The 19,011-nt window shown below is 72.2% G+C and carries 17 protein-coding genes; 9 read left to right on the top strand and 8 right to left on the bottom strand.

The genetic code is table 11. From position 1 onward, the window contains the following. Nucleotides 1-82: 82 nt before the first annotated feature. From ACFWBB_RS02705 to ACFWBB_RS02695, 3 genes are all read left to right on the top strand, one after another. Entirely contained in the window at nucleotides 83-220 is a 138-nt protein-coding gene (locus ACFWBB_RS02705; RefSeq protein ID WP_385266046.1) for a hypothetical protein, read from the top strand. A 167-nt stretch (nucleotides 221-387) separates the two neighbouring features. Further along, nucleotides 388-771, top strand: a complete 384-nt coding sequence (locus ACFWBB_RS02700; protein WP_385265970.1) for a hypothetical protein — start codon at nucleotides 388-390, stop codon at nucleotides 769-771. A 168-nt stretch (nucleotides 772-939) separates the two neighbouring features. Then, a complete protein-coding gene (locus ACFWBB_RS02695) occupies nucleotides 940-2,370 on the top strand; it encodes a S28 family serine protease (protein ID WP_385265968.1) in 1,431 nt (476 codons plus the stop codon). A 180-nt stretch (nucleotides 2,371-2,550) separates the two neighbouring features. On the opposite strand, the gene ACFWBB_RS02690 is transcribed toward ACFWBB_RS02695, so the two are convergent. Then, complete coding sequence (locus ACFWBB_RS02690; protein WP_385265966.1) at nucleotides 2,551-4,344, bottom strand: glycoside hydrolase family 3 protein; 1,794 nt, start codon at nucleotides 4,342-4,344, stop codon at nucleotides 2,551-2,553. Between the two features lie 516 nt (nucleotides 4,345-4,860). Between ACFWBB_RS02690 and aroA the strand changes: the two genes are divergently transcribed. Further along, nucleotides 4,861-6,132, top strand: a complete 1,272-nt coding sequence (gene aroA / locus ACFWBB_RS02685; protein WP_385265963.1) for a 3-phosphoshikimate 1-carboxyvinyltransferase — start codon at nucleotides 4,861-4,863, stop codon at nucleotides 6,130-6,132. After that, nucleotides 6,129-6,776 carry a GNAT family N-acetyltransferase gene (locus ACFWBB_RS02680; RefSeq protein WP_385265961.1) on the top strand — a complete coding sequence of 216 codons (648 nt, stop codon included), beginning with the start codon at nucleotides 6,129-6,131 and terminating at the stop codon, nucleotides 6,774-6,776. The genes aroA and ACFWBB_RS02680 overlap by 4 nt, the downstream gene beginning before the upstream one ends. 175 nt (nucleotides 6,777-6,951) lie before the next feature. Here ACFWBB_RS02680 and ACFWBB_RS02675 read toward each other — a convergent pair whose 3' ends face one another. After that, nucleotides 6,952-7,911, bottom strand: coding sequence for a LysR family transcriptional regulator (locus ACFWBB_RS02675; protein ID WP_385265958.1), 960 nt, complete (start codon nucleotides 7,909-7,911; stop codon nucleotides 6,952-6,954). Nucleotides 7,912-7,961: 50 nt separating this feature from the next. Here ACFWBB_RS02675 and ACFWBB_RS02670 point away from each other — a divergent pair, with 50 nt between their 5' ends. Further along, nucleotides 7,962-8,561 (top strand): alpha/beta hydrolase, encoded by a 600-nt coding sequence (locus ACFWBB_RS02670; RefSeq protein ID WP_385265956.1) that lies wholly within the window; start codon nucleotides 7,962-7,964, stop codon nucleotides 8,559-8,561. Between the two features lie 59 nt (nucleotides 8,562-8,620). Here ACFWBB_RS02670 and ACFWBB_RS02665 read toward each other — a convergent pair whose 3' ends face one another. From ACFWBB_RS02665 to ACFWBB_RS02655, 3 genes are all read right to left on the bottom strand, one after another. Beyond that, nucleotides 8,621-10,051: an MFS transporter gene (locus ACFWBB_RS02665; protein WP_385265954.1), complete on the bottom strand. Its 1,431-nt coding sequence runs from the start codon at nucleotides 10,049-10,051 to the stop codon at nucleotides 8,621-8,623. Between the two features lie 360 nt (nucleotides 10,052-10,411). Continuing rightward, complete coding sequence (locus ACFWBB_RS02660) at nucleotides 10,412-11,200, bottom strand: sugar phosphate isomerase/epimerase family protein (protein ID WP_385265952.1); 789 nt, start codon at nucleotides 11,198-11,200, stop codon at nucleotides 10,412-10,414. Between the two features lie 270 nt (nucleotides 11,201-11,470). After that, on the bottom strand, nucleotides 11,471-12,517 hold the full coding sequence (locus ACFWBB_RS02655; RefSeq protein ID WP_385265949.1) for a LacI family DNA-binding transcriptional regulator: 1,047 nt from the start codon (nucleotides 12,515-12,517) through the stop codon (nucleotides 11,471-11,473). 275 nt (nucleotides 12,518-12,792) lie between these two features. On the opposite strand from ACFWBB_RS02655, the gene ACFWBB_RS02650 reads away from it, so the two are divergent. Genes ACFWBB_RS02650 through ACFWBB_RS02640 form a run of 3 tightly spaced genes read left to right on the top strand, consistent with a single transcriptional unit; the run spans nucleotide 12,793 to nucleotide 15,931 of the window. Continuing rightward, nucleotides 12,793-13,944, top strand: a complete 1,152-nt coding sequence (locus ACFWBB_RS02650; protein ID WP_385265946.1) for a Gfo/Idh/MocA family protein — start codon at nucleotides 12,793-12,795, stop codon at nucleotides 13,942-13,944. Next, entirely contained in the window at nucleotides 13,941-15,095 is a 1,155-nt protein-coding gene (locus tag ACFWBB_RS02645) for a dihydrodipicolinate synthase family protein (protein ID WP_385265944.1), read from the top strand. Before ACFWBB_RS02650 ends, ACFWBB_RS02645 begins: the two co-directional genes overlap by 4 nt. Nucleotides 15,096-15,130: 35 nt before the next feature. Further along, nucleotides 15,131-15,931, top strand: a complete 801-nt coding sequence (locus ACFWBB_RS02640) for a sugar phosphate isomerase/epimerase family protein (protein WP_385266043.1) — start codon at nucleotides 15,131-15,133, stop codon at nucleotides 15,929-15,931. 56 nt (nucleotides 15,932-15,987) lie between these two features. Here the strand turns inward: ACFWBB_RS02640 and ACFWBB_RS02635 are convergent, their stop codons facing one another. The 3 genes from ACFWBB_RS02635 to ACFWBB_RS02625 form a co-directional block, all read right to left on the bottom strand. Then, complete coding sequence (locus ACFWBB_RS02635; RefSeq protein WP_385265942.1) at nucleotides 15,988-17,208, bottom strand: esterase/lipase family protein; 1,221 nt, start codon at nucleotides 17,206-17,208, stop codon at nucleotides 15,988-15,990. Nucleotides 17,209-17,596: 388 nt separating this feature from the next. Next, nucleotides 17,597-17,986, bottom strand: coding sequence for a D-ribose pyranase (rbsD, locus tag ACFWBB_RS02630; protein WP_385265939.1), 390 nt, complete (start codon nucleotides 17,984-17,986; stop codon nucleotides 17,597-17,599). Next, entirely contained in the window at nucleotides 17,983-18,972 is a 990-nt protein-coding gene (locus tag ACFWBB_RS02625) for a ribokinase (RefSeq protein WP_385265936.1), read from the bottom strand. The genes rbsD and ACFWBB_RS02625 overlap by 4 nt, the downstream gene beginning before the upstream one ends. Between the last annotated feature and the right edge of the window lie 39 nt (nucleotides 18,973-19,011).

Genomic DNA, 19,011 nt, shown 5'->3' with positions numbered 1-19,011 from the left:
CGGCGCGCGCTGTCATGCCGGCCGCCGGACGGAGTCCGGCCCGTCGTCCCGAAGCCCGGGAGGCCCGCCAGGGCCGAGCGGTGTGAGGGCGACAGCAGGAGGTTCAGCCGACGGCCGGGTCGTGGAGGACGGCACGCACGACGAGCTTCTCGCGCTCGACGGCAGGTATGCCCGCCTGTGGCGGACGTTCGTGGGAGAGGACGAGCCCGCGGCGGTGTGAGGGGGCCGGTGTGGGGCGGCAGCGGGAGGCTGCGCCTCGCGGTCGCGTGGTGAGGGGTCGGCGCGCGCAACCATTCGCCGGGCGTCGTGCGTCCGTACAGCAGTACGGCGATCGTATGTACGGCGAACGTGGGAGGAGCGGGAACCGTGGGCGCAGGTGCGAGACGTGTGACAGTCCGGCGGCTGGTGCTCGGACTGGTCCTGCTGATCGTGTCCGCGCTGCTCACCGTCGCGGTGCCGGGCAGCGCCCAGGCCGCGTCGTCCTCCTCGTCCTGCCCGGGCCGGAAGGTGCGGACGCTGCCCTTCTCCACCGGCTCGGTTCTGGTCTACAAGGACGGCGGATACGTCTGTGCCGTGACCGTCCAGAAGAATCCCGGCACGAAGCGGCTGATCTCGGTGAGTGTGCAGGCGCGCGGCAATGTCGCCGTGCGTAAGTCGAGGTCGCACACACGCAGTTCCCCACCGGTCAGGGTCTACGCGGGGCACCGGTGTGTGCGGGTGACGGGAGCGGTGGCCGGCGGCTCGTACCGCTCGGGCTGGATCCTCTGCTGAATCCGACTCCGCCGGCGAGGAACCCGCCGGCGAGGACCGACCGGCGAGGACCCGACCCCTGAGGAACCGCCCGTACCGGTTTGATGCCTCAACCCCCTCTGGTGTGACGGGTGTTGCTCCGATAGCTTCCGGCGACGCACATCTGTCTCACAGGGAGGGTGCACGCGCATGCGCAAGGCGCTCAGATGGCTGCTGGCGCTCACGGTGCTCATAGGCACCTTGAGCACGGCGGCCACGGCTGGGGCGGCCACCGCCGCCGGGCCCAGGGCCACCGCCACCACGGACATCGAGGACCAACTCCTCGCCATACCGGGCATGAGCCTGATCCAGGAGAAGCCGTACCCCGGCTACCGCTACTTCGTCCTGAACTACACCCAGCCGGTGGACCACCGGCACCCCGCCAAGGGCACGTTCCAGCAGCGGATCACCGTGCTGCACAAGGACACCGCGCGCCCCACGGTCTTCTACACCGGCGGCTACAACGTCTCCACCACCCCCAGCCGCCGCGAGCCGACCCAGATCGTGGACGGCAACCAGGTCTCCATGGAGTACCGCTTCTTCACACCGTCCCGCCCCGACCCGGCGGACTGGTCCAAGCTGGACATCTGGCAGGCGGCGAGCGACCAGCACCGCGTCTTCGAGGCGCTGAAGAAGATCTACACCAAGAACTGGATCTCCACGGGCGGCTCCAAGGGCGGTATGACGGCGACCTACTACGAGCGCTTCTACCCCAGGGACATGGACGGCGTGGTGGCCTACGTGGCCCCCAACGATGTCGTCAACGACGAGGACTCCGCCTACGACCGCTTCTTCGCGACCGTCGGCACCAAGGAGTGCCGCGACCGCCTGAACGCCGTACAGCGTGAGGCGCTGGTGCGCCGTGAGCCGCTGGAGAGGAAGTACGAGGCGTACGCGGCGGAGAACGGCTACACGTTCACCACCATCGGCAGCCTGGACCGCGCCTACGAGGCGGTCGTCCTCGACTACGTCTGGGGCTTCTGGCAGTACAGCCTGCTGTCCGACTGCGACACGATCCCCGCGAACGCGGCGACCGCCACCGACGACGAGATCTGGACGTCGGTCGACACGATCTCGGGCTTCTCGGCCTACGCGGACCAGGGCCTGGCGACCTACACGCCGTACTACTACCAGGCGGGCACCCAACTCGGCGCCCCCACCATCCACTTCCCGCACATCGAGAAGAAGTACGTCCGCTACGGCTACCAGCCCCCGCGCAACTTCGTCCCCCGCGACATCACGATGAAGTTCCAGCCGTGGGCGATGCGGGACGTCGACACCTGGGTGAAGCACAACGCCCACCACATGCTCTTCGTCTACGGCCAGAACGACCCGTGGGGCGCGGAGCGCTTCCGGCTCGGCAAGGGCGCGAAGGACAGTTACGTCTTCACGGCCCCGGGCCTGAACCACGGCGCCAACGTCGCCGGCCTGGTCGCGGACCAGAAGACGCTGGCGACGGCCCGGATCCTGCAGTGGGCGGGCGTCTCGCCCACCGCCGTGGCCCAGGCCAAGCCATTGGCGAAGTTCGACGCGAAACTGGACGTACGCGACGTGGAGCGGGAGCCGGCGCTGCGCCCATGAGCGCGGCTCGCACCGGCCGCGCGCATCCCACCGGATGCGTGCCGCCGCCGAGCTGGACATAAAGGGCCGTGGACGCCGGGCACTCCGCGCGGTCGTCCACGGCCCGCACCACCTCGTACCGCGGTTTCCGCCCGCCCGAGCCGTCGCAGGCCTGAGGCCGCGTACGTCAGGCCGTATACGTCAGGCCGTATACGTCAGGCCGTATCCGATCGGGTAGAGCACCTGCGCCGGGTCGTCCGCCCGACGGACCGGCACCGGCAGCTTTCCGCGCGGACGGTCCACCCCTGCGATCACCCTGGCGGCTGCACGCAGTTCGACGTCGGTCCAGGAGCAGGTCGCCAAGCAGGCTTGTGAGGAGACGAGTTGGGCGACGTCGTACGGGTTGCGGACGGCCACCGCCACCACCGGCCGCCCGGTGGCCGCCAGTCGGTCCACCAGCGTCCGCTGCGGGTCGGCCGCCGTCGTGACGTTGTAGGTCGCGACCACCACGGCGTCCGCGCCGCCCGCGGCCGTCACCGCCCCAGTGATCGTCTCGGCGGAGGGGGACGTGCCCGTGGACAGGGCCGTCGCCCTGAAGCCCAGCCCGGTGAGCGCGGCGGCGAGCACACCGGTGGGCGGGCCCGTGGTGCCGGTGGGGGAGGCCGGGTCGGCGCCGACGACCAGCAGCCGGGGGTGGGTCCGGGGGGAGAGCGGGAGCAGTGACCCCTCGTTGACCAGCAGCGTCGTCGTCCGCTCGGCGATCCGGTCGGCCGCGGCGCGGTGCTCCCGCGCGCCGACCGTCCGCCCGACGTCCGCCGGGTCGACGTACGGTTCGTCGAGCAGTCCCAGCCGTGCCTTCAGCCGCAGGATCCGCAGGACCGATACGTCGAGCCGCTGTTCGGTGAGCTCCCCGTCCCGTACGGCCTTCAGGACGGCGTTCCAGGCCACGTCCAGGTCCGGCGGGTTGAGGAGTTGGTCGACGCCCGCCTCGATGGCGAGCACGGGCACCCGGTCGTCGCCGTACTTCGTGCGCACGCCCGCCATGTCGAGGGCGTCGGTGATCACGACCCCGTCGTAGCCGAGCCGCTCGCGCAGGATGCCGGTGACGATCGGACGGGAGAGGGTGGCCGGGTCACCGGAGGCGTCGAGCGAGGGGACCAGGATGTGCGCGGTCATGACGGACTCGGCCCCGGCCGCGATCGCCGCCCGGAAGGGCACCGCGTCCAGTGCCTCCCACACCTCGCGCGAGTGGGTGATGACGGGGAAGCCGGTGTGGCTGTCGACGGCCGTGTCCCCGTGCCCGGGGAAGTGCTTGACGGTCGCCGCCACACCCGCCGCCCGGTAGCCCTCGGCCTCCGCCGAGACCAGGGCGGCCACGGCCTCCGGGTCGGCGCCGAAGGAGCGGACACCGATGACCGGGTTCGCCGGGTTCACGTTGACGTCGGCCACGGGGGAGTAGTTCTGCCGGATGCCCATCGCCCGCAGCTCACGGCCGGCGAGCCGGCCGAGGGTACGGGCGTCGGCGCGGCTGCCCCCCGCGCCGATCGCCATGGCGCCCGGGAAGAGGGTGGCGGGGCTGCCCACCCGGCAGACGGCACCGTGTTCCTGGTCGGTGGAGATCAGCACCGGCAGGCCGCGCGGCTGCTGGAGCGAGGCTCGCTGGATCCCGTTCGAGAGGTCGGCGATCTGCCGCGGGTCGCGGGTGTTGTGCGTCCAGGTGAAGTAGATGATCCCGCCGAGCCGGTAGCGGGCGAGCAGCTCGGCGGCCGTGCGGACGCCGAGTTCGCGGCCGTTGGCGTCGGCGTCGGCCTGGTCGGGCGCGGTCGCCGAGTGGCCGAAGACCCGCGAGACGAAGACCTGGCCGACCTTCTCCTCCAGGGTCATCCGGGAGAGGAGTTCGCCGGGACGACGGTCGTTCGCGTGTGCCGGACCGCCGACGGTGAGGGCGGCGGTGACGCCCGCGCCGGCGGCGAGGACGGTGCGTCTGGAGGGCATGTGCGCTCCTTCCGGTGGGGGGCCGGTGGCGCACGCTACCCGCGGGAGGCGCCGCCATCGGCGCATTGGAGGGGGGCGCGCCGATGACGGCTCGGCCGCCGGGGCCGCGGTGCGGCGGAGAGGGTGGGTCGGCGATCGCGGCCAGCAGCGAGGGCCGACACCGCACCGAGGCGACTCGTCCGACAGCTCGGCACTTCGACGAGCGGACTTCGACCAGGGTTCCCGCCCACGCACGAATCCCCGTAAGTCGGTGCGGAAGTGACACAGGGGACTGACGGGGCGGCCACCGGAGGCGCCCACCGGACCCAGGTCCGGCCACCACCTCGCATACGAACACCCGATGTGAGGCCGCCCCGCCCGTTCGACCGGGGAAACCGTTGCCGTTCGGCCGGGGGAAACCGTTGCCGTTCGGCCGGGGGAAGTCACTGTCGTTCAACCGGGGGAAACCGCCTCGACACTCGTCCATCCCGTGGACTTACCGGCGCCGGGGCGGACCGGCGCGGGATCATGAGGGGCATGGCCCTCGTCGACATTCCCGGTTCCAAGTCCCTCACCGCCCGCGCCCTCTTCCTCGCGGCGGCCGCCGACGGCGTCACCACCCTCCAGCGTCCCCTCCGTTCCGACGACACCGAGGGATTCGCCGAGGGCCTGACACGGCTCGGCTACCGCGTAGGACGGGCACCGGGCGCCTGGCAGGTGGACGGCCGCCCGCAGGGACCGGCGCTCGCCGAGGCCGACATCCACTGCCGGGACGGCGCGACCACGGCACGTTTCCTGCCGGCTCTCGCCGCCGCCGGTCACGGCACCTACCGCTTCGACGCCTCCCCGCAGATGCGCCGCCGCCCCCTTCTCCCGCTCACCCGCGCCCTGCGCGACCTGGGCGTGGACCTGCGGCACGAGGAGGCGGAGGGCCACCACCCGTTGACCGTGCGGGCGGCCGGCGTCGAGGGCGGGGACGTGGTGCTGGACGCCGGCCAGTCCTCCCAGTACCTGACCGCCCTCCTCCTGCTCGGCCCGCTCACCCGCACCGGCCTGCGCATCACGGTCACGGACCTGGTCTCGGCGCCGTACGTCGAGATCACGATCGCGATGATGCGGGCCTTCGGCGTTGACGTGGGGCGCGAGGGGAACACCTACGTCGTCCCGCCGGGCGGCTACCGTGCCACCACCTACGCGATCGAACCCGACGCCTCCACCGCGAGTTACTTCTTCGCGGCGGCCGCGCTGACCGGCGGGGAGGTGACCGTGAGGGGCCTCGGCCGGGGCGCGCTCCAGGGCGACCTGGGCTTCGTGGAGGTACTGCGGCGGATGGGCGCCCGGGTGGACGTCGGCGCGGACCGTACGACCGTGGCCGGGACCGGTGAACTCCACGGCCTCACCGTCAACATGCGGGACATCTCCGACACCATGCCGACCCTCGCCGCGATCGCCCCCTTCGCCAGCGGTCCCGTACGCATCGAGGACGTGGCGAACACCCGGGTGAAGGAGTGCGACCGCCTGGAGGCCTGCGCGGAGAACCTCCGGCGGCTGGGGGCCGAGGTGGCCACCGGCCCCGACTGGATCGAGATCCGGCCCGGCGCGGGCGGTTCCCGTGCGGGCGGTTCCCTCACCGGCGCCGACATCAAGACCTACGGCGACCACCGCATCGTCATGTCCTTCGCGGTGACCGGACTGCGCGTCCCCGGAATCTCGTTCGACGATCCCGGCTGCGTCCGCAAGACTTTCCCCGGTTTCCACGAGGCGTTCGCGGAGCTGGCGGAAGTACTGCGGAAGGACATCGTCGGGTGACGTTCAGGTTGGAAGGGCCGGTTCTCGAGGGGGCGTTGGTACGCCTGGAGCCGCTGGAGCACCGGCACACGGCCGAACTGGCGGTGGCGGCGGAGGAGGACCGGAAGACGTACGACTTCACCTGGGTCCCGAGGGCGCACGAGGTCGGCGACTACGTCGACGCCCAGCTCGCCCGCGCGGCGACCGGCAGGCTCGCGCCCTACGCGCAGATCTCCCTGGCCTCCGGCCGGGCGGTCGGCGCGACCTCGTACTGGGAGCCGCGTTCCTGGCGGACCGACGAGCAACTGGACGCCGTGGAGGTCGGTTTCACCTGGCTGGCCGGGTCCGCCCAGGGCACGGGCGTCAACGCCGAGGCCAAGCTCCTCCTCTTCCGGCACGCGTTCGCGCAGTGGGGCGTCTCCCGGGTGGACCTGAAGACGGACGCCCGCAACAGCCGCTCCCGCGCCGCCATCGAGAGCGTCGGCGCCCGCTTCGAGGGCGTCCTGCGCAACTGGTCCCGCTCCTGGGCGCCGGGTGAGGACGGCCGCCTCCGCGACTCCGCGATCTTCTCCGTCACGGCGGACGAATGGCCGCAGTGCGAGCGGCGGTTGGCGGACCGGGTCGCGGGATTCCTGGCCCGCCGGCCAGCCTCCCCGACCGGGTGACCCGGCCCAGGGAACCACGACGATCCTGATGCGGTATGCGGTATGCGGTATGCGGTGGCCCCCGGCCCCGGTCGACCGCATCACGGTCGTCCCCCGACGCGATGCGGTCCCCCTGCTGCGGTCATGCCGGTAGCCGTCCTCCGGCGGTCATGCCGTTACCGTCCTCCGGCGGTCATTACGGTACGACGGCCGCCGCCGTTCGCAGTTCCTCCCGCACCGCCGTCACCACCGGATCCCGCTCGGCCCCCGCCCGTACGGCGACGAAGACGTTACGGGTCGGCGGCTCGCCCTGTGCCGGGCGCAACGCCAGTTCCCGGTTGGCGTACAGCGACCGAACCAGCCGGGGCACGAGCGCCACTCCCTGTCCCGCCTCCACCAGACCCGCCAGCGCGGCCCAGTCGTTGACGTCGTGCCGGATGTCGGGCGTGAACCCGGCCGCCCCGCAGACCGAGCGGGTCACCGCTCCGCAGCAGCTGCCGGGGTTCCCGACGATCCAGACGTCCGTGGCCAGCTCCCGCAACGGCACCTCTGCGTGCTCCGCGAGGGGATGACCAGGCGGGAGAGCGATGTCCAGGACGTCCGTCAGCAGATCCTCGCGGGTGTAGCGACGGTCGGTGTGCGGGGGAGCGGCAGCGAAGTCGACGGCGACGGCCACGTCGACCTGCCCGGCGTCGAGCGCAGTGAACAGGTCCGGCGGCTCGGCCTCCACGACGTCCACCCGCAGTTGCGGAACCCTCTTCCGCAACGCACGCAGCGCGCCCGGCAGCAGCCCCAGGATGCCGCTGGAGAAACAGCCGATGGTCACCGATCCCCGCCCGCCCTCCCCGTACGCCGCCAGGTCGACCCTGGCCCGCTCCAGTTGGGCGGCGATGACATCGGCGTGCGCGAGCAGCACCCGGGCCTGGCCGGTGAGGCGTACGCCCCTGCCGTCTCGTTCCGTGAGCGGGACGCCCAGGTCACGGGCGAGGGCGGCGAGCTGCTGGGAAACCGCCGAGGGCGTGAGATGCAGGGCCTCGGCCGTCCGCGCCAGGCTGCCCCGGCGCTCCAGCTCGCGCAGGACGGTCAGACGCCGCAGGTCGATGGCGAAGCCAGGACTCGAGGACTGAGGACTTAAGGGTTTGCTTACGGGTTCCACCTGAAAACATTAACTGGACCTTGTGTGTCGGGCCGGAAATCATGGAACACATGACCAAGCGCTCCTTCCTCATCCTCCACGGCTGGCAGAACCACCGCCCCGAGGACCACTGGCAGCACTGGCTCGCGGACCGCCTCACCGAACTCGGCCACGAGGTCACCTACCCGCAGCTGCCCGACCCGGACGACCCCGACCTGGAGGTCTGGCTGACGGAACTGGCCCGCCATCTCGACGGGCCGGCCGCCGGTACCGAGCGGGTGGTCGTCGCCCACAGCCTCTCGGTGCTGCTCTGGCTGCACGCCGTCGCCCGCGAGCTGCCGGAACTCGCCGGCGTCGACCGGGTGCTGCTGGTGTCTCCGCCGTCCGGCTCGGTCCTCGTGCGGTACCCGGAGGTCAAGGGGTTCGCCTTCGCGGGGAACGACTTCGGGTGGCTCGACGGCCGCCCGCTCCCGCACCCGACCCGGCTGGTCGCCGGGGACGACGACCCGTACCTCCCGGAAGGCGTGCAGGCGGCCTACGGCGACCCCTTGGGCCTCACCGCCGACCTCCTCCCGGGCGCCGCCCACCTCGACCTCGACGCAGGCTACGGCTCCTGGCCGTCGGCGCTGGAGTGGTGCCTGGACGAGCGGACGAGGTTCAGGGTGCGGTAGTTGACGGCGCTATCGGTCAAGGTGCGGTAGGTCATGTGCGGTCGGTCATGTGCGGTCGGTCATGGTGCGGTGGCAGGTGGTGTGACAGGAGCGGCGAGCTGCGGGTCCATAGCCGCCGGGTCCATGGCCGCTGGGTTCACGGCCGCCGGGTTCACGGCCGCCGGGTTCACGGTCGGCGGGGGCACGGCCGCCGAGGTGACGGCTGCCGGGTCCGGAGCCTGCGGGTCCGGAACCCGTGGGTCCGGAACCTGCGGGCCCGCGGCGCTTCTGAGGCCGCCCCGCAGCTCCGGAGTCGTCGCTCCCACCGCCGTGACCGCCGCCAGGCACATCAGGCCGCCGGTGATCAGCGCGGTCGTGCCCGAGGTCCAGCCGGCCACCACACCGCCACGCAGGTTGCCGAGGTTGGGCCCCGCCTGGCCGACGATCGCCTCGGCCGCGGTCACCCGGCCCAGCAGGGCGTCCGGGGTGAGGGTCTGCACGATCGTGGCCCGGGACAGCACCGCCACCGAGTCCGCCGCACCGGCCACCGCCAGCATCCCCAGGCCCGCCCAGGCACTGGTCGTCAGGCCGAAGAGGGCGAGGGCCGCGCCCCAGAGGGCCGCTGAGCAGAGCATCACGGGGCCGGGGCGGGCGAGCCGGGTGACCGGCCCGGAGAGGGCGGTCGCCGCCACCCCTCCCACGGCGAGCGCGGACAGGAACAGACCCAGCGTGCGCGGGTCACCGCCGAAACGCTCCTCGTTGACGAGCGGGAAGAGGCTGGCCGGCATCGCCAGCAAGGTCGCGGCGAGGTCGACCAGCAGCGCGCCACGCACCGCCCGGTGACCGGTCAGGAACCGCAGCCCGTCCAGGACGCCGTGCACACCGGGACGGGACTTCTCGCCCTGGGGCGGCAGCGCGGGCAGCCCGTAGGCGCCGTAGAAGGACATGCCGAAGCTGAGGGCGTCCACGAGATAGCAGACGCCGATGCCCCACCAGCCGAGCACGAGACCGGCGACGGCCGGGCCGAGCAGCATCATCGCCTGGCCGGTGACCTGGTTCAGGGCGAGCCCGGCGGCCACCTGGTCCTTGGGCAGCAGCCGAGGCACGAACACGCCCGCCGCGGGGGCGCCGATCGCGCCGAACGACGACTGCACCGCCACCAGTGCCAGTACGACGGCCACCGGAACATGCCCGGTGAAGCCCTGCACGGCCAGCAGGAGGGAGCAGACCGCCGAGCCGACGGTGCCCAGGAGATACGCGCGCCGACGGTCGGCCCGGTCCACCCAGGCGCCCGCGAACAGCCCGACGCCGATCATCGGCAGCGCCTGCGCCAGACCGACCGCCCCGCTCCAGACCGAGCTGTGGGTCGTGTCCCAGACCTGGTACATGACGGTGACCATGGTCATGAAGCCACCGAGCGTGGACACCGTGCGCCCGATCAGCAGCCGCCGGAAGACGGGGGAGGAACGAAGGGGACGGACGTCGACCAGGGCTCTGGACAAGAGATTCATGACGGAACGACGACGACGAAGGCCGCTGGCTGCTGATGCACGGCGCGGAGGTTAACCCGCCCCCTCCCCGAAGCGCCACTCGATTACCCGCCCCACCGGCCCCCGACCCCGACGCCCCCTGACTCCGACGCCCGCTGACCCCCCGCCCCACCCCACCGGCCTCCGCCGACCCACCCCACCGGGCCGCGTCACCCGCACCGCCGAACGCGTCACCACCTGCGCGGCGGACCCACGCGCCACCGGCCGCCGCTCCGCACGTCACGTCCCATGCCGGCCGCAAGCCCCGCCGGAGGCCGGCCGTGCTGCCGTGTATCCCCGCATGTCATGCCGGAGGCCCTGCCGGGCGTCCCCTCCGGACGCTCACGCGGAGTCGTTGAGCAGTCGTCCGAGGTGCTCGCGTCCGCCGGTCAGCAGTCCGGGCAGCGGCTCGGCACCTTCGTACCAGCGCTGCTCGTACTCCCAGCACAGCCACCCGTCCCAGCCGTGCCGGGTCAGGACCTCCACGCACTCGCCGAGCGGCAGCACCCCGGCGCCGAGTGCCAGCGGGGTGGTGTCCTCGGCCGAGGCGATGTCCTTGACCTGCACGTATCCGAGATACGGCGAGAGCGCCGCGTAGGTCTCCAGCGGCTGCTCGCCGCCCAGCCAGGTGTGCATGACGTCCCACAGCGCACCGACCTGCCGGTGCCCGACCGGGCCGAGCACACGGATGGCGTCCGCGCCGGTCCGGTGCGAGTCGTGGGTCTCCAGCAGGATGCGTACGCCGAGGTCGGCGGCGTACTCTGCGGCGGTGCCGAGCCGTCGGGCGGCGATGGCGTCGGCGTGCTCGTCCTCGCCGCCGGGAAAGACGCGCACGAAGGGCGCCCCCAGGTCGCGGGCGAGACCGACGAGCTCCCGGATCTCCTCGATCACGGGCTCGTCGTCCCCCGGCGCGGCGACCCGCGGGTAGCCCGCGAGCCCCAGGATCTCGACGCCCGCCGCCTTGAACCCGGCGACGACGTCGTCCCGTTCGTCCGGAGCGAGCCCCGGGTGGACCGGCTCCTCCGGATGGGTGCGCAGCTCGACGCCGTGATAGCCGTGCACGACCGCGAGCCGCAGCACTTCGGGGAGGGGAAGACCGGGAACACCGAGGGTGGAGAAGGCGAACTTCATGCTTCCACTGTCACCCGCCCGCGGGGCACGGGTCCAGCGGAGGGTCCAGCGGGACCATCATTCCCCCGGCCGCTGGCTTTCGCCCCCGCCCCGCCCCTTCCGCTCCCCGCACCCCACGTACACCCCGCAACCGCAACCGCAACCGCAAACCGCAGCCGCAACCGCAACCGCACCCCTCACCGCCGCGGGGCGGCGCCCCAGAAGACCCCCGCACCACAGCCGCAGCCGCAGCCGCAACCACAACCGCAGCCACAACCGCAGCCGCACCCCTCACCGCCGCGGCGCCCCGGAAGACCCCCGCACCATCAACTCGCCCCGCACCGTTGCGATTCCGCCCGGCGGCGGTTCCTCGCGGCCCATGGCGATGCGTCCCGCCCGTGCTCCCGCCTCGGCCAGCGGCAGCCGCACCGTCGTGAGGGAGGGCACCGCGTCGATGCTGAAGGGCAGGTCGTCGAAACCGGCCACCGAGACGTCGTCCGGGATGCGCAGGCCGGACTCGCGCAGGGCCGCGCAGGCGCCCAGGGCGACGGAGTCGTTGGCGGCGACGACCGCCGTCAGGGAGGGGTCCCGGCGCAGCAGTTCCAGCGTCGCCTCGTAGCCGGCCCGGCGGTCGTAACGGCCGTGCACGGTCCAGCGGGGGTCCTCCTCGATGCCGGCCGCGGCCAGCGCCGCCCGGTGACCCTCGAGCCGGTGCCGGGTGGTCGTCCGCTCCTCCGGGCCCGCGATGTAGCCGAGCCGCCGATGCCCGAGCCCGATCAGATGCTCGGTCAGTTCCCGTCCGCCACCGCGGTTGTCGAAGGTCAGCGCGATCGCGCCGGTCTCCGGCGCGGGCGGCCGGCCGCACAGCACCACCCGTGTCCCGGCCTCGTTCAGCCTGCGCAGCTTCGCGGCCACCGCCGCCGCGTGCGGTTCGTTCTCCATGGCTCCGCCGGTCAGCACCACGGCCGCGGCCCGCTGCCGCTGCAACAGCGTCAGATAGGTCAGTTCACGCTCCGGTGAGCCCCCGGTGTTGCAGACCACCGCCAGCCGTTCGCCGCCGGCCCGCCCGCCCGGCCCCCCGATCTCCGCCTGGATCGCGCTCGCCATGATCCCGAAGAAGGGGTCCGCGATGTCGTTCACCAGGATGCCGACCAGGTCGGACGTCGCCGCCGCCAGCGCGCTCGCCGGCCCGTTCAGCACGTAGTCCAGCTCGTCGACCGCCCGCAACACCCGCTCCCGCGTGGTAGCGGCGACGGGGTAGTTCCCGTTCAGCACGCGCGACACCGTCGCGGGCGAGACCTGCGCGCGGGCCGCCACGTCCGCCAGGGTCACCGTCATCTACTCGTCCTCCGGTCACGCATCTCGTCGTACGTCGTCGTACGCCCTGGTAGACAGCGGCCTCGCGGTCCTGGTTCCGGGCGTGTCGAGCAGACCTTACGGCCCGGCGGCCCAGTTGTTCGCCCCCTCGAACAACTCAGGATGGACACGGTCTTGTCCGGACCACCGGTCAGAGGCTAACTTCCTCTTGTATAGAAAGCGCTTGCTGTCACGCTGATCAGGAAGAGGCGTACGCGGCGCGCGACAACCGCGTACAAGCCCACGAAGGGACCGACGTGACACGCAAGACGGTGCGTATCGCCATGAACGGCGTGACGGGGCGCATGGGCTACCGCCAGCACCTCGTACGATCCATCCTGGCCCTGCGCGAACAGGGCGGACTCGACCTCGGCGACGGCACCGTGCTGTGGCCGGAGCCCATCCTCGTCGGCCGCCGCGAGCACGCCCTGCGGGCGCTCGCCGAGCGGCACGGCCTGGAACACGTCTCGACGGACGTCGACGCGGTCCTCGCCGACCCCACCGTCGACATCTACTTCGACGCCCAGGTCACCTCCGCCCGCGAGGAGGCCCTCAAGAAGGCGATCGCCGCCGGCAAGCACGTCTACACCGAGAAGCCGACGGCCACCGGCCTCGACGGAGCCCTCGAACTCGCCCGCCTGGCCACCGCCGCGGGCATCAAGCACGGCGTCGTCCAGGACAAGCTGTTCCTCCCGGGGCTGCTCAAGCTGAAGCGCCTCATCGACGGCGGCTTCTTCGGCCGGATCCTCTCCATCCGCGGCGAGTTCGGCTACTGGGTCTTCGAGGGCGACTGGCAGGCCGCCCAGCGCCCGTCCTGGAACTACCGCGCCGAGGACGGCGGTGGCATCGTCGTCGACATGTTCCCGCACTGGGAGTACGTCCTGCACGAGCTGTTCGGCCGGGTGAAGTCCGTCCAGGCCATCGCCACCACACACATCCCGCAGCGCTGGGACGAGAACGGCAAGCCCTACGACGCCACGGCCGACGACGCCGCCTACGGCATCTTCGAACTCGACGGCGGCGCCATCGCCCAGATCAACTCCTCCTGGGCGGTCCGGGTCAACCGCGACGAGCTCGTGGAGTTCCAGGTCGACGGCACGGAGGGCTCGGCGGTCGCCGGCCTGCGCAACTGCCGCGTCCAGCACCGCAGCGCGACCCCCAAGCCGGTCTGGAACCCGGACATCCCCGCCACCGAGGTCTTCCGGGACCAGTGGCAGGAGGTGCCCGACAACAGCGAGTTCGACAACGGCTTCAAGGCGCAGTGGGAGCTCTTCCTCAAGCACGTCTACGCCGACGCCCCCTACCACTGGGACCTGCTGGCCGGCGCCCGTGGCGTCCAGCTCGCCGAGCTGGGTCTGAAGTCGTCCTCGGAGGGCCTGCGTCTGGACGTCCCGGAGGTCACGCTGTGACCGTCCGGCTTCCCGGCGCCGACGGGACCCTGCGGACCTACGAGCCCCGCACCGAGCCCCTTGCCCTCACCCCCGGCGCGCCCCTCACCTCCCGTACGGTCTTCTCGGCGGCACACGTCGTCGCGGACCCGTTCGCCGACACCACGCCCGACTCGCCCGCCGCGATCGACTGGGACGCCACCCTCGCCTTCCGTCGCCACCTGTGGTCCCACGGGCTCGGCGTGGCCGAGGCGATGGACACCGCCCAGCGCGGAATGGGCCTGGACTGGGCGGGCGCGGCCGAACTGATCCGCCGGTCGGCCGCCGAGGCCAGGTCGGTGGGCGGCCTCGTCGCCTGCGGCGTCGGCACCGACCAGCTCACCGGTCCGGCGGCCCTCGCCGAGGTCCGCGCGGCCTACGAGGAACAGCTCGCCCTCGTCGAGACCTCCGGCGCCCGGGCCATCCTGATGGCGTCCCGCGCCCTGGCCGCGGCCGCGTCGGGCCCCGAGGACTACCTCGAGGTCTACGGCCACCTCCTGCGCCAGGCCTCGGAGCCGGTCGTCCTGCACTGGCTGGGACCGATGTTCGACCCGGCGCTGGAGGGCTACTGGGGCTCGTCGGACCTGGACGCGGCGACGGAGACGTTCCTGGAGGTCGTCGCCGCCCACCCCGACAAGGTGGAGGGCATCAAGGTCTCGCTGCTGGACGCGCGGCGGGAGATCGACATCCGCCGCAGGCTGCCGCAGGGTGTCCGCTGCTACACGGGCGACGACTTCAACTACCCCGAGCTGATCGCGGGCGACGAGAAGGGCTTCAGCCACGCCCTCCTCGGCATCTTCGACCCGCTGGGCCCGCTGGCGGCCCAGGCGGTCCGGGTCCTCGACACGGGGAACACGGCCGGCTTCCGGGCGCTGCTCGACCCGACGGTCGACCTCTCGCGCCACCTGTTCCGGACCCCCACCCGCTTCTACAAGACGGGCGTGGTGTTCCTGGCCTGGCTGGCCGGCCACCAGTCGCACTTCACGATGGTCGGCGGCCTCCAGTCGGCCCGCTCCCTCCCGCACTTCGCCCGCGCCTACGAACTCGCCGACGGCCTGGGCCTGTTCCCCGACCCGAAGCTCGCCGAGGAACGGATGAAGAACCTGCTCGCCCTGTACGGAGTGAACCAGTGAGCCACCCGGACCTGACCCGCTTCTCCATCAACCAGATGACGGTGAAGCAGCTCTCCCTGCCCGAACTGGTGGCCGCCTGCGCTCAGTCGGGCGTGGCCAACGTCGGCCTGTGGCGCGAGCCGGTGCGGACGTACGGCGTGGAGGAGACGGCGAAGCTGGTCCGTGACGCGGGCCTGACCGTGACGACGCTGTGCCGCGGCGGCTTCCTCACGGCGCTCGACCCGGACGAGCGGGCCGCCGCCCTGGCCGACAACCGACGGGCGATCGACGAGGCGGCCACCCTCGGCACGGACACCCTCGTCCTGGTCTCCGGCGGCCTCCCGGCCGGTTCGAAGGACCTGCACGGCGCGCGGGAGCGCATCGCGGACGCGCTGACGGAGCTGGGCCCGTACGCCGAGGGCCACGGGGTGAGGCTGGCCATCGAACCCCTGCACCCCATGTTCGCCTCCGACCGCTGTGTGGTCTCGACCCTCGCCCAGGCCCTCGACCTGGCAGAACGCTTCCCGGCCCACCAGGTCGGCGTCACCGTCGACACGTACCACATCTGGTGGGACGACCAGGCCCCCGCCCAGATCGCCCGGGCCGGCGCGGGCGGCCGTATCCACACCTTCCAGCTCGCCGACTGGACGACACCGCTGCCCGAGGGCGTGCTGAACGGCCGCGGCCAGATCGGCGACGGCGCGATCGACATGCGCGAGTGGCTGGGCCATGTGACGGCGGCCGGATACACCGGCGCGATCGAGGTGGAACTGTTCAACGACGCCCTGTGGGCCCGCGACGGCCGCGAGGTCCTGGCGGAGACGGCGGCACGCTTCGTGGAGCACGTGGTGCGGTGACGGAATGACGGTGCCCGTCGCCCGCCCGGTGCGAGGCGGGCGACGGAATATGCCGGTCACCGCTCGAAGTGGTCCATCAGCCAGGTGCACAGCTCCTCGGTCGGGAGGGTGTGCGCCGTCGTCGTGGGCGAGCAGAGGAACGCGTCCAGGCTGCTCTTGTCGGGGTCCAGGTCGTCGACCTTGGCGTACAGGTCTTCCTGCTTCTCGAAGCCCAGGATGTCGACCGCGCTGACCGAGGGGACGAAGCACACGTCGGCGTGCCGCAGATCCGCGTCCCCGCCGGCCTCCTCCATCGACGCGGCGAGGATCCCGTACGTCCGGAGCGTGCCGCCCGGCGCACCGTCCAGCTCGGGGAAGCCGCTGGTCGTGATGGTCTTCTCGGTCGCCGGGAACGCCCGCTTCAGGTAGGCGACCGTCACGTCGTCCCCCTGGGCCTGGGTGTAGAAGGTGGTGCCGGGATAGCGGACGTCCAGCCTCAGTGCGACCTCACCGGCCTTCACCTCGGGCAGTCCCACGCCGTCGCCGCGGCCGTTGGCGACGGCCACCTTGAGCGGGATCTGCGGCCACTGGCCGACCTGGTCGAGTGCGGTCAGCAGTGCCTCGCGCTCCGGGGCGACGCCGGTCTTCCCGGTCTTGTTGTCGTAGTGCTGCCACAGCATCTGCCGCGCGGCCGCGCTGTCCATCTGCTGGGTGAAGGGGTGGGGCTTGAGGTCCAGGCCCCGGGGGAGCAGGTAGGAGAACGCCTGGACGCCGATGGGGATCGTGGCACCGCGGTGCGGGGTGTCGTAGGAGAAGTACACCCCCGTCTGGTGGTCGTTGTGCTCGCTCTCCATCCTGGCGAGGGCGTAGCGGGTGACCAGGCCGCCCATGCTGAAGCCGCCCACGACCAGCCGCTGGTCGCCGACGCGGCGGGCGATGGCCTCCCGGACGGTCGCCTCGGCGGCCTTCGCGTTCTCCAGGATGGACGCCGTGCGGTTGTCGAAGCCCAGCAGGATCACGTCCATGCCGCGCTCACGGAGTGCGCTGAGGAAGCCGTACTCCTCGCCCTCGAGGAACTCGTACAGCTTCTTGAGGTCGCTCTTGCCGTGGTTGAAGCCGTCGGCGATGATCACCGGGCGGGTGAGGTGACTGTTGCCTTCACCGCGGAAGACCCAGGTGAAGCCCTTGGTGACGGTCCACTCCTCGTCGCGGTCCGGTACCTCGACGGAGTTGCTCGGCGAGGCGAGCGGATCGCCGATCGTGAACGGACCGACCTCGGGCTCGGTGTTCTCGGGCATGGTCGTGCTCCTTGTGGGAGGAGGTGGGGAACGACCACATCATGGGGGGCGATTTGCCCGCTTCACCCGTTTGACCTGCATGGTTCATTCCAAGTGATGCAATGCGCCCGGGTGGTGTTTGATGCGTCTGGCATGTGCCAGCGCTTGTTTCATTCGCTACGGCGTTCGCTTCGGCACTCGCTCCGATACGCGTGGCGAACGGGCTGTCAGAAATTCCTCGGAAGCCGTACAACCCTTCCGCACCTTTGCCTGTCGTACGTGGCATCAGGGCTTCTGGAGGGGGATCCGGGGGGATCGCGGGGGTTCTGATACGGAGGGGAAAAGCCGAGGGGGGCCCGGTCGACGGACCGGACCCCCTCGAAGCTTCCTCCGCCCCTGGCGGTGGATCTCAGAAGAACACCCCGCACCGGAGCAGTACGTTCGCGTAAGGCCGCGCCTCACCCGTGCGCACCACCAGCCGCGCCCCCGCCGACAGCCTCTTCAGTTCCTCGTGCGGGACCAGGGCCAGCCCGGGAAAGTGCCCGTCGAGCAGCGCGGCCGCCGCCGGGTTCGCGTCCCGTACCTCCGCCGCCGCCGTGGCACCCTCCACGACCAGCTCGGCGAGCAGCCCGTCGACCACCTCCGCGAACGACGGCACCCCCGCCCGGAAGGCGATGTCGACGACCCGGGGCCCGTCCGGTATCGGCATCCCGGCGTCACACACCAGCACCCCGTCCCCGTGCCCCAACTCGGCCAGCGCACCGGAGAGATGCCGGTTGAGTATCCCGGCCTTCTTCACCGGGCCTCACCCTCCCCGGAAGCCCCGGAAGCCCCGGAAGCCCCGGAAGCCCCGGAAGCCCCGGGCGCGCCCGGACGCGCACCGCCCAGCGCCTCGACCTCCGCCGCCGTCGGGAACGACTCCTGCGCCCCCCGCCGCGTCACGGCCACCGCCCCGACCCGCGCCGCGTACGCCGCCGCCTCGGCCAGGGGCGAACCCGTGCCCAGCCGCCACGCCAGCGCCGCCGTGAAGGAGTCACCCGCACCCGTCGTGTCCACGGCGTCCACCCGCACCGAAGCGACCCGCGCGACACCCTCCGCGGACGCCACCAGCGCACCTTCCGAACCCAGCGTCACGACCACCGACTTCGGCCCCTTCGCGAGCAGGATCCGCGCCCAGTCCTCGGGGTTCTCGCCGGAGCACTCCTCGCCGAGGATCACCCTCGCCTCGTGCTCGTTGACGATCAGCGGGTCGCAGGCCGCCAGCACCTCGGCCGGCAAGGGCCGCGGCGGCGACGGGTTCAGCACGAACCTGCTGCCCGGCGCCAGGTTCCGCACGACCTCCACGACCGTCTCCAGCGGGATCTCCAGCTGCGCCGACACCACGCGGGAGGCGTGGACGAGCCCGGCCGCCGCGCGGACGTCCGCCGGTGTCAGGTGCCCGTTGGCCCCCGGTGACACCACGATGCTGTTGTCGCCCGACGGGTCCACGGTGATCAGCGCGACGCCCGTCGGCGCCCCGCCCTCCAGGACACCGGCCGTGTCGACCCCGGCCGCCCGCTGCGAGTCGAGCAGCAGCCGGCCGTACGCGTCGTCGCCCACCCGGGCCAGCAGGGCCGTACGGGCCCCGAGCCGGGCGGCCGCGACGGCCTGGTTGGCGCCCTTGCCGCCGGGGTGGACGGCCAGGTCGGAACCGAGGACCGTCTCGCCTGCGGCGGGCCTGCGCTCGACACCGATCACCAGGTCGGCGTTGGCGGACCCTACGACCAGAAGGTCGTGGTCGTACATGAAGTGACTCCCCTGATACGTGACTTCGGGCGGACGGCC

The organism is Streptomyces sp. NPDC060000, from assembly GCF_042737375.1.
Lineage (GTDB): Bacteria > Actinomycetota > Actinomycetes > Streptomycetales > Streptomycetaceae > Streptomyces.
Note: the sequence above shows the minus strand (reverse complement) of the source record. Positions and strands in the feature narration are given on the sequence as shown.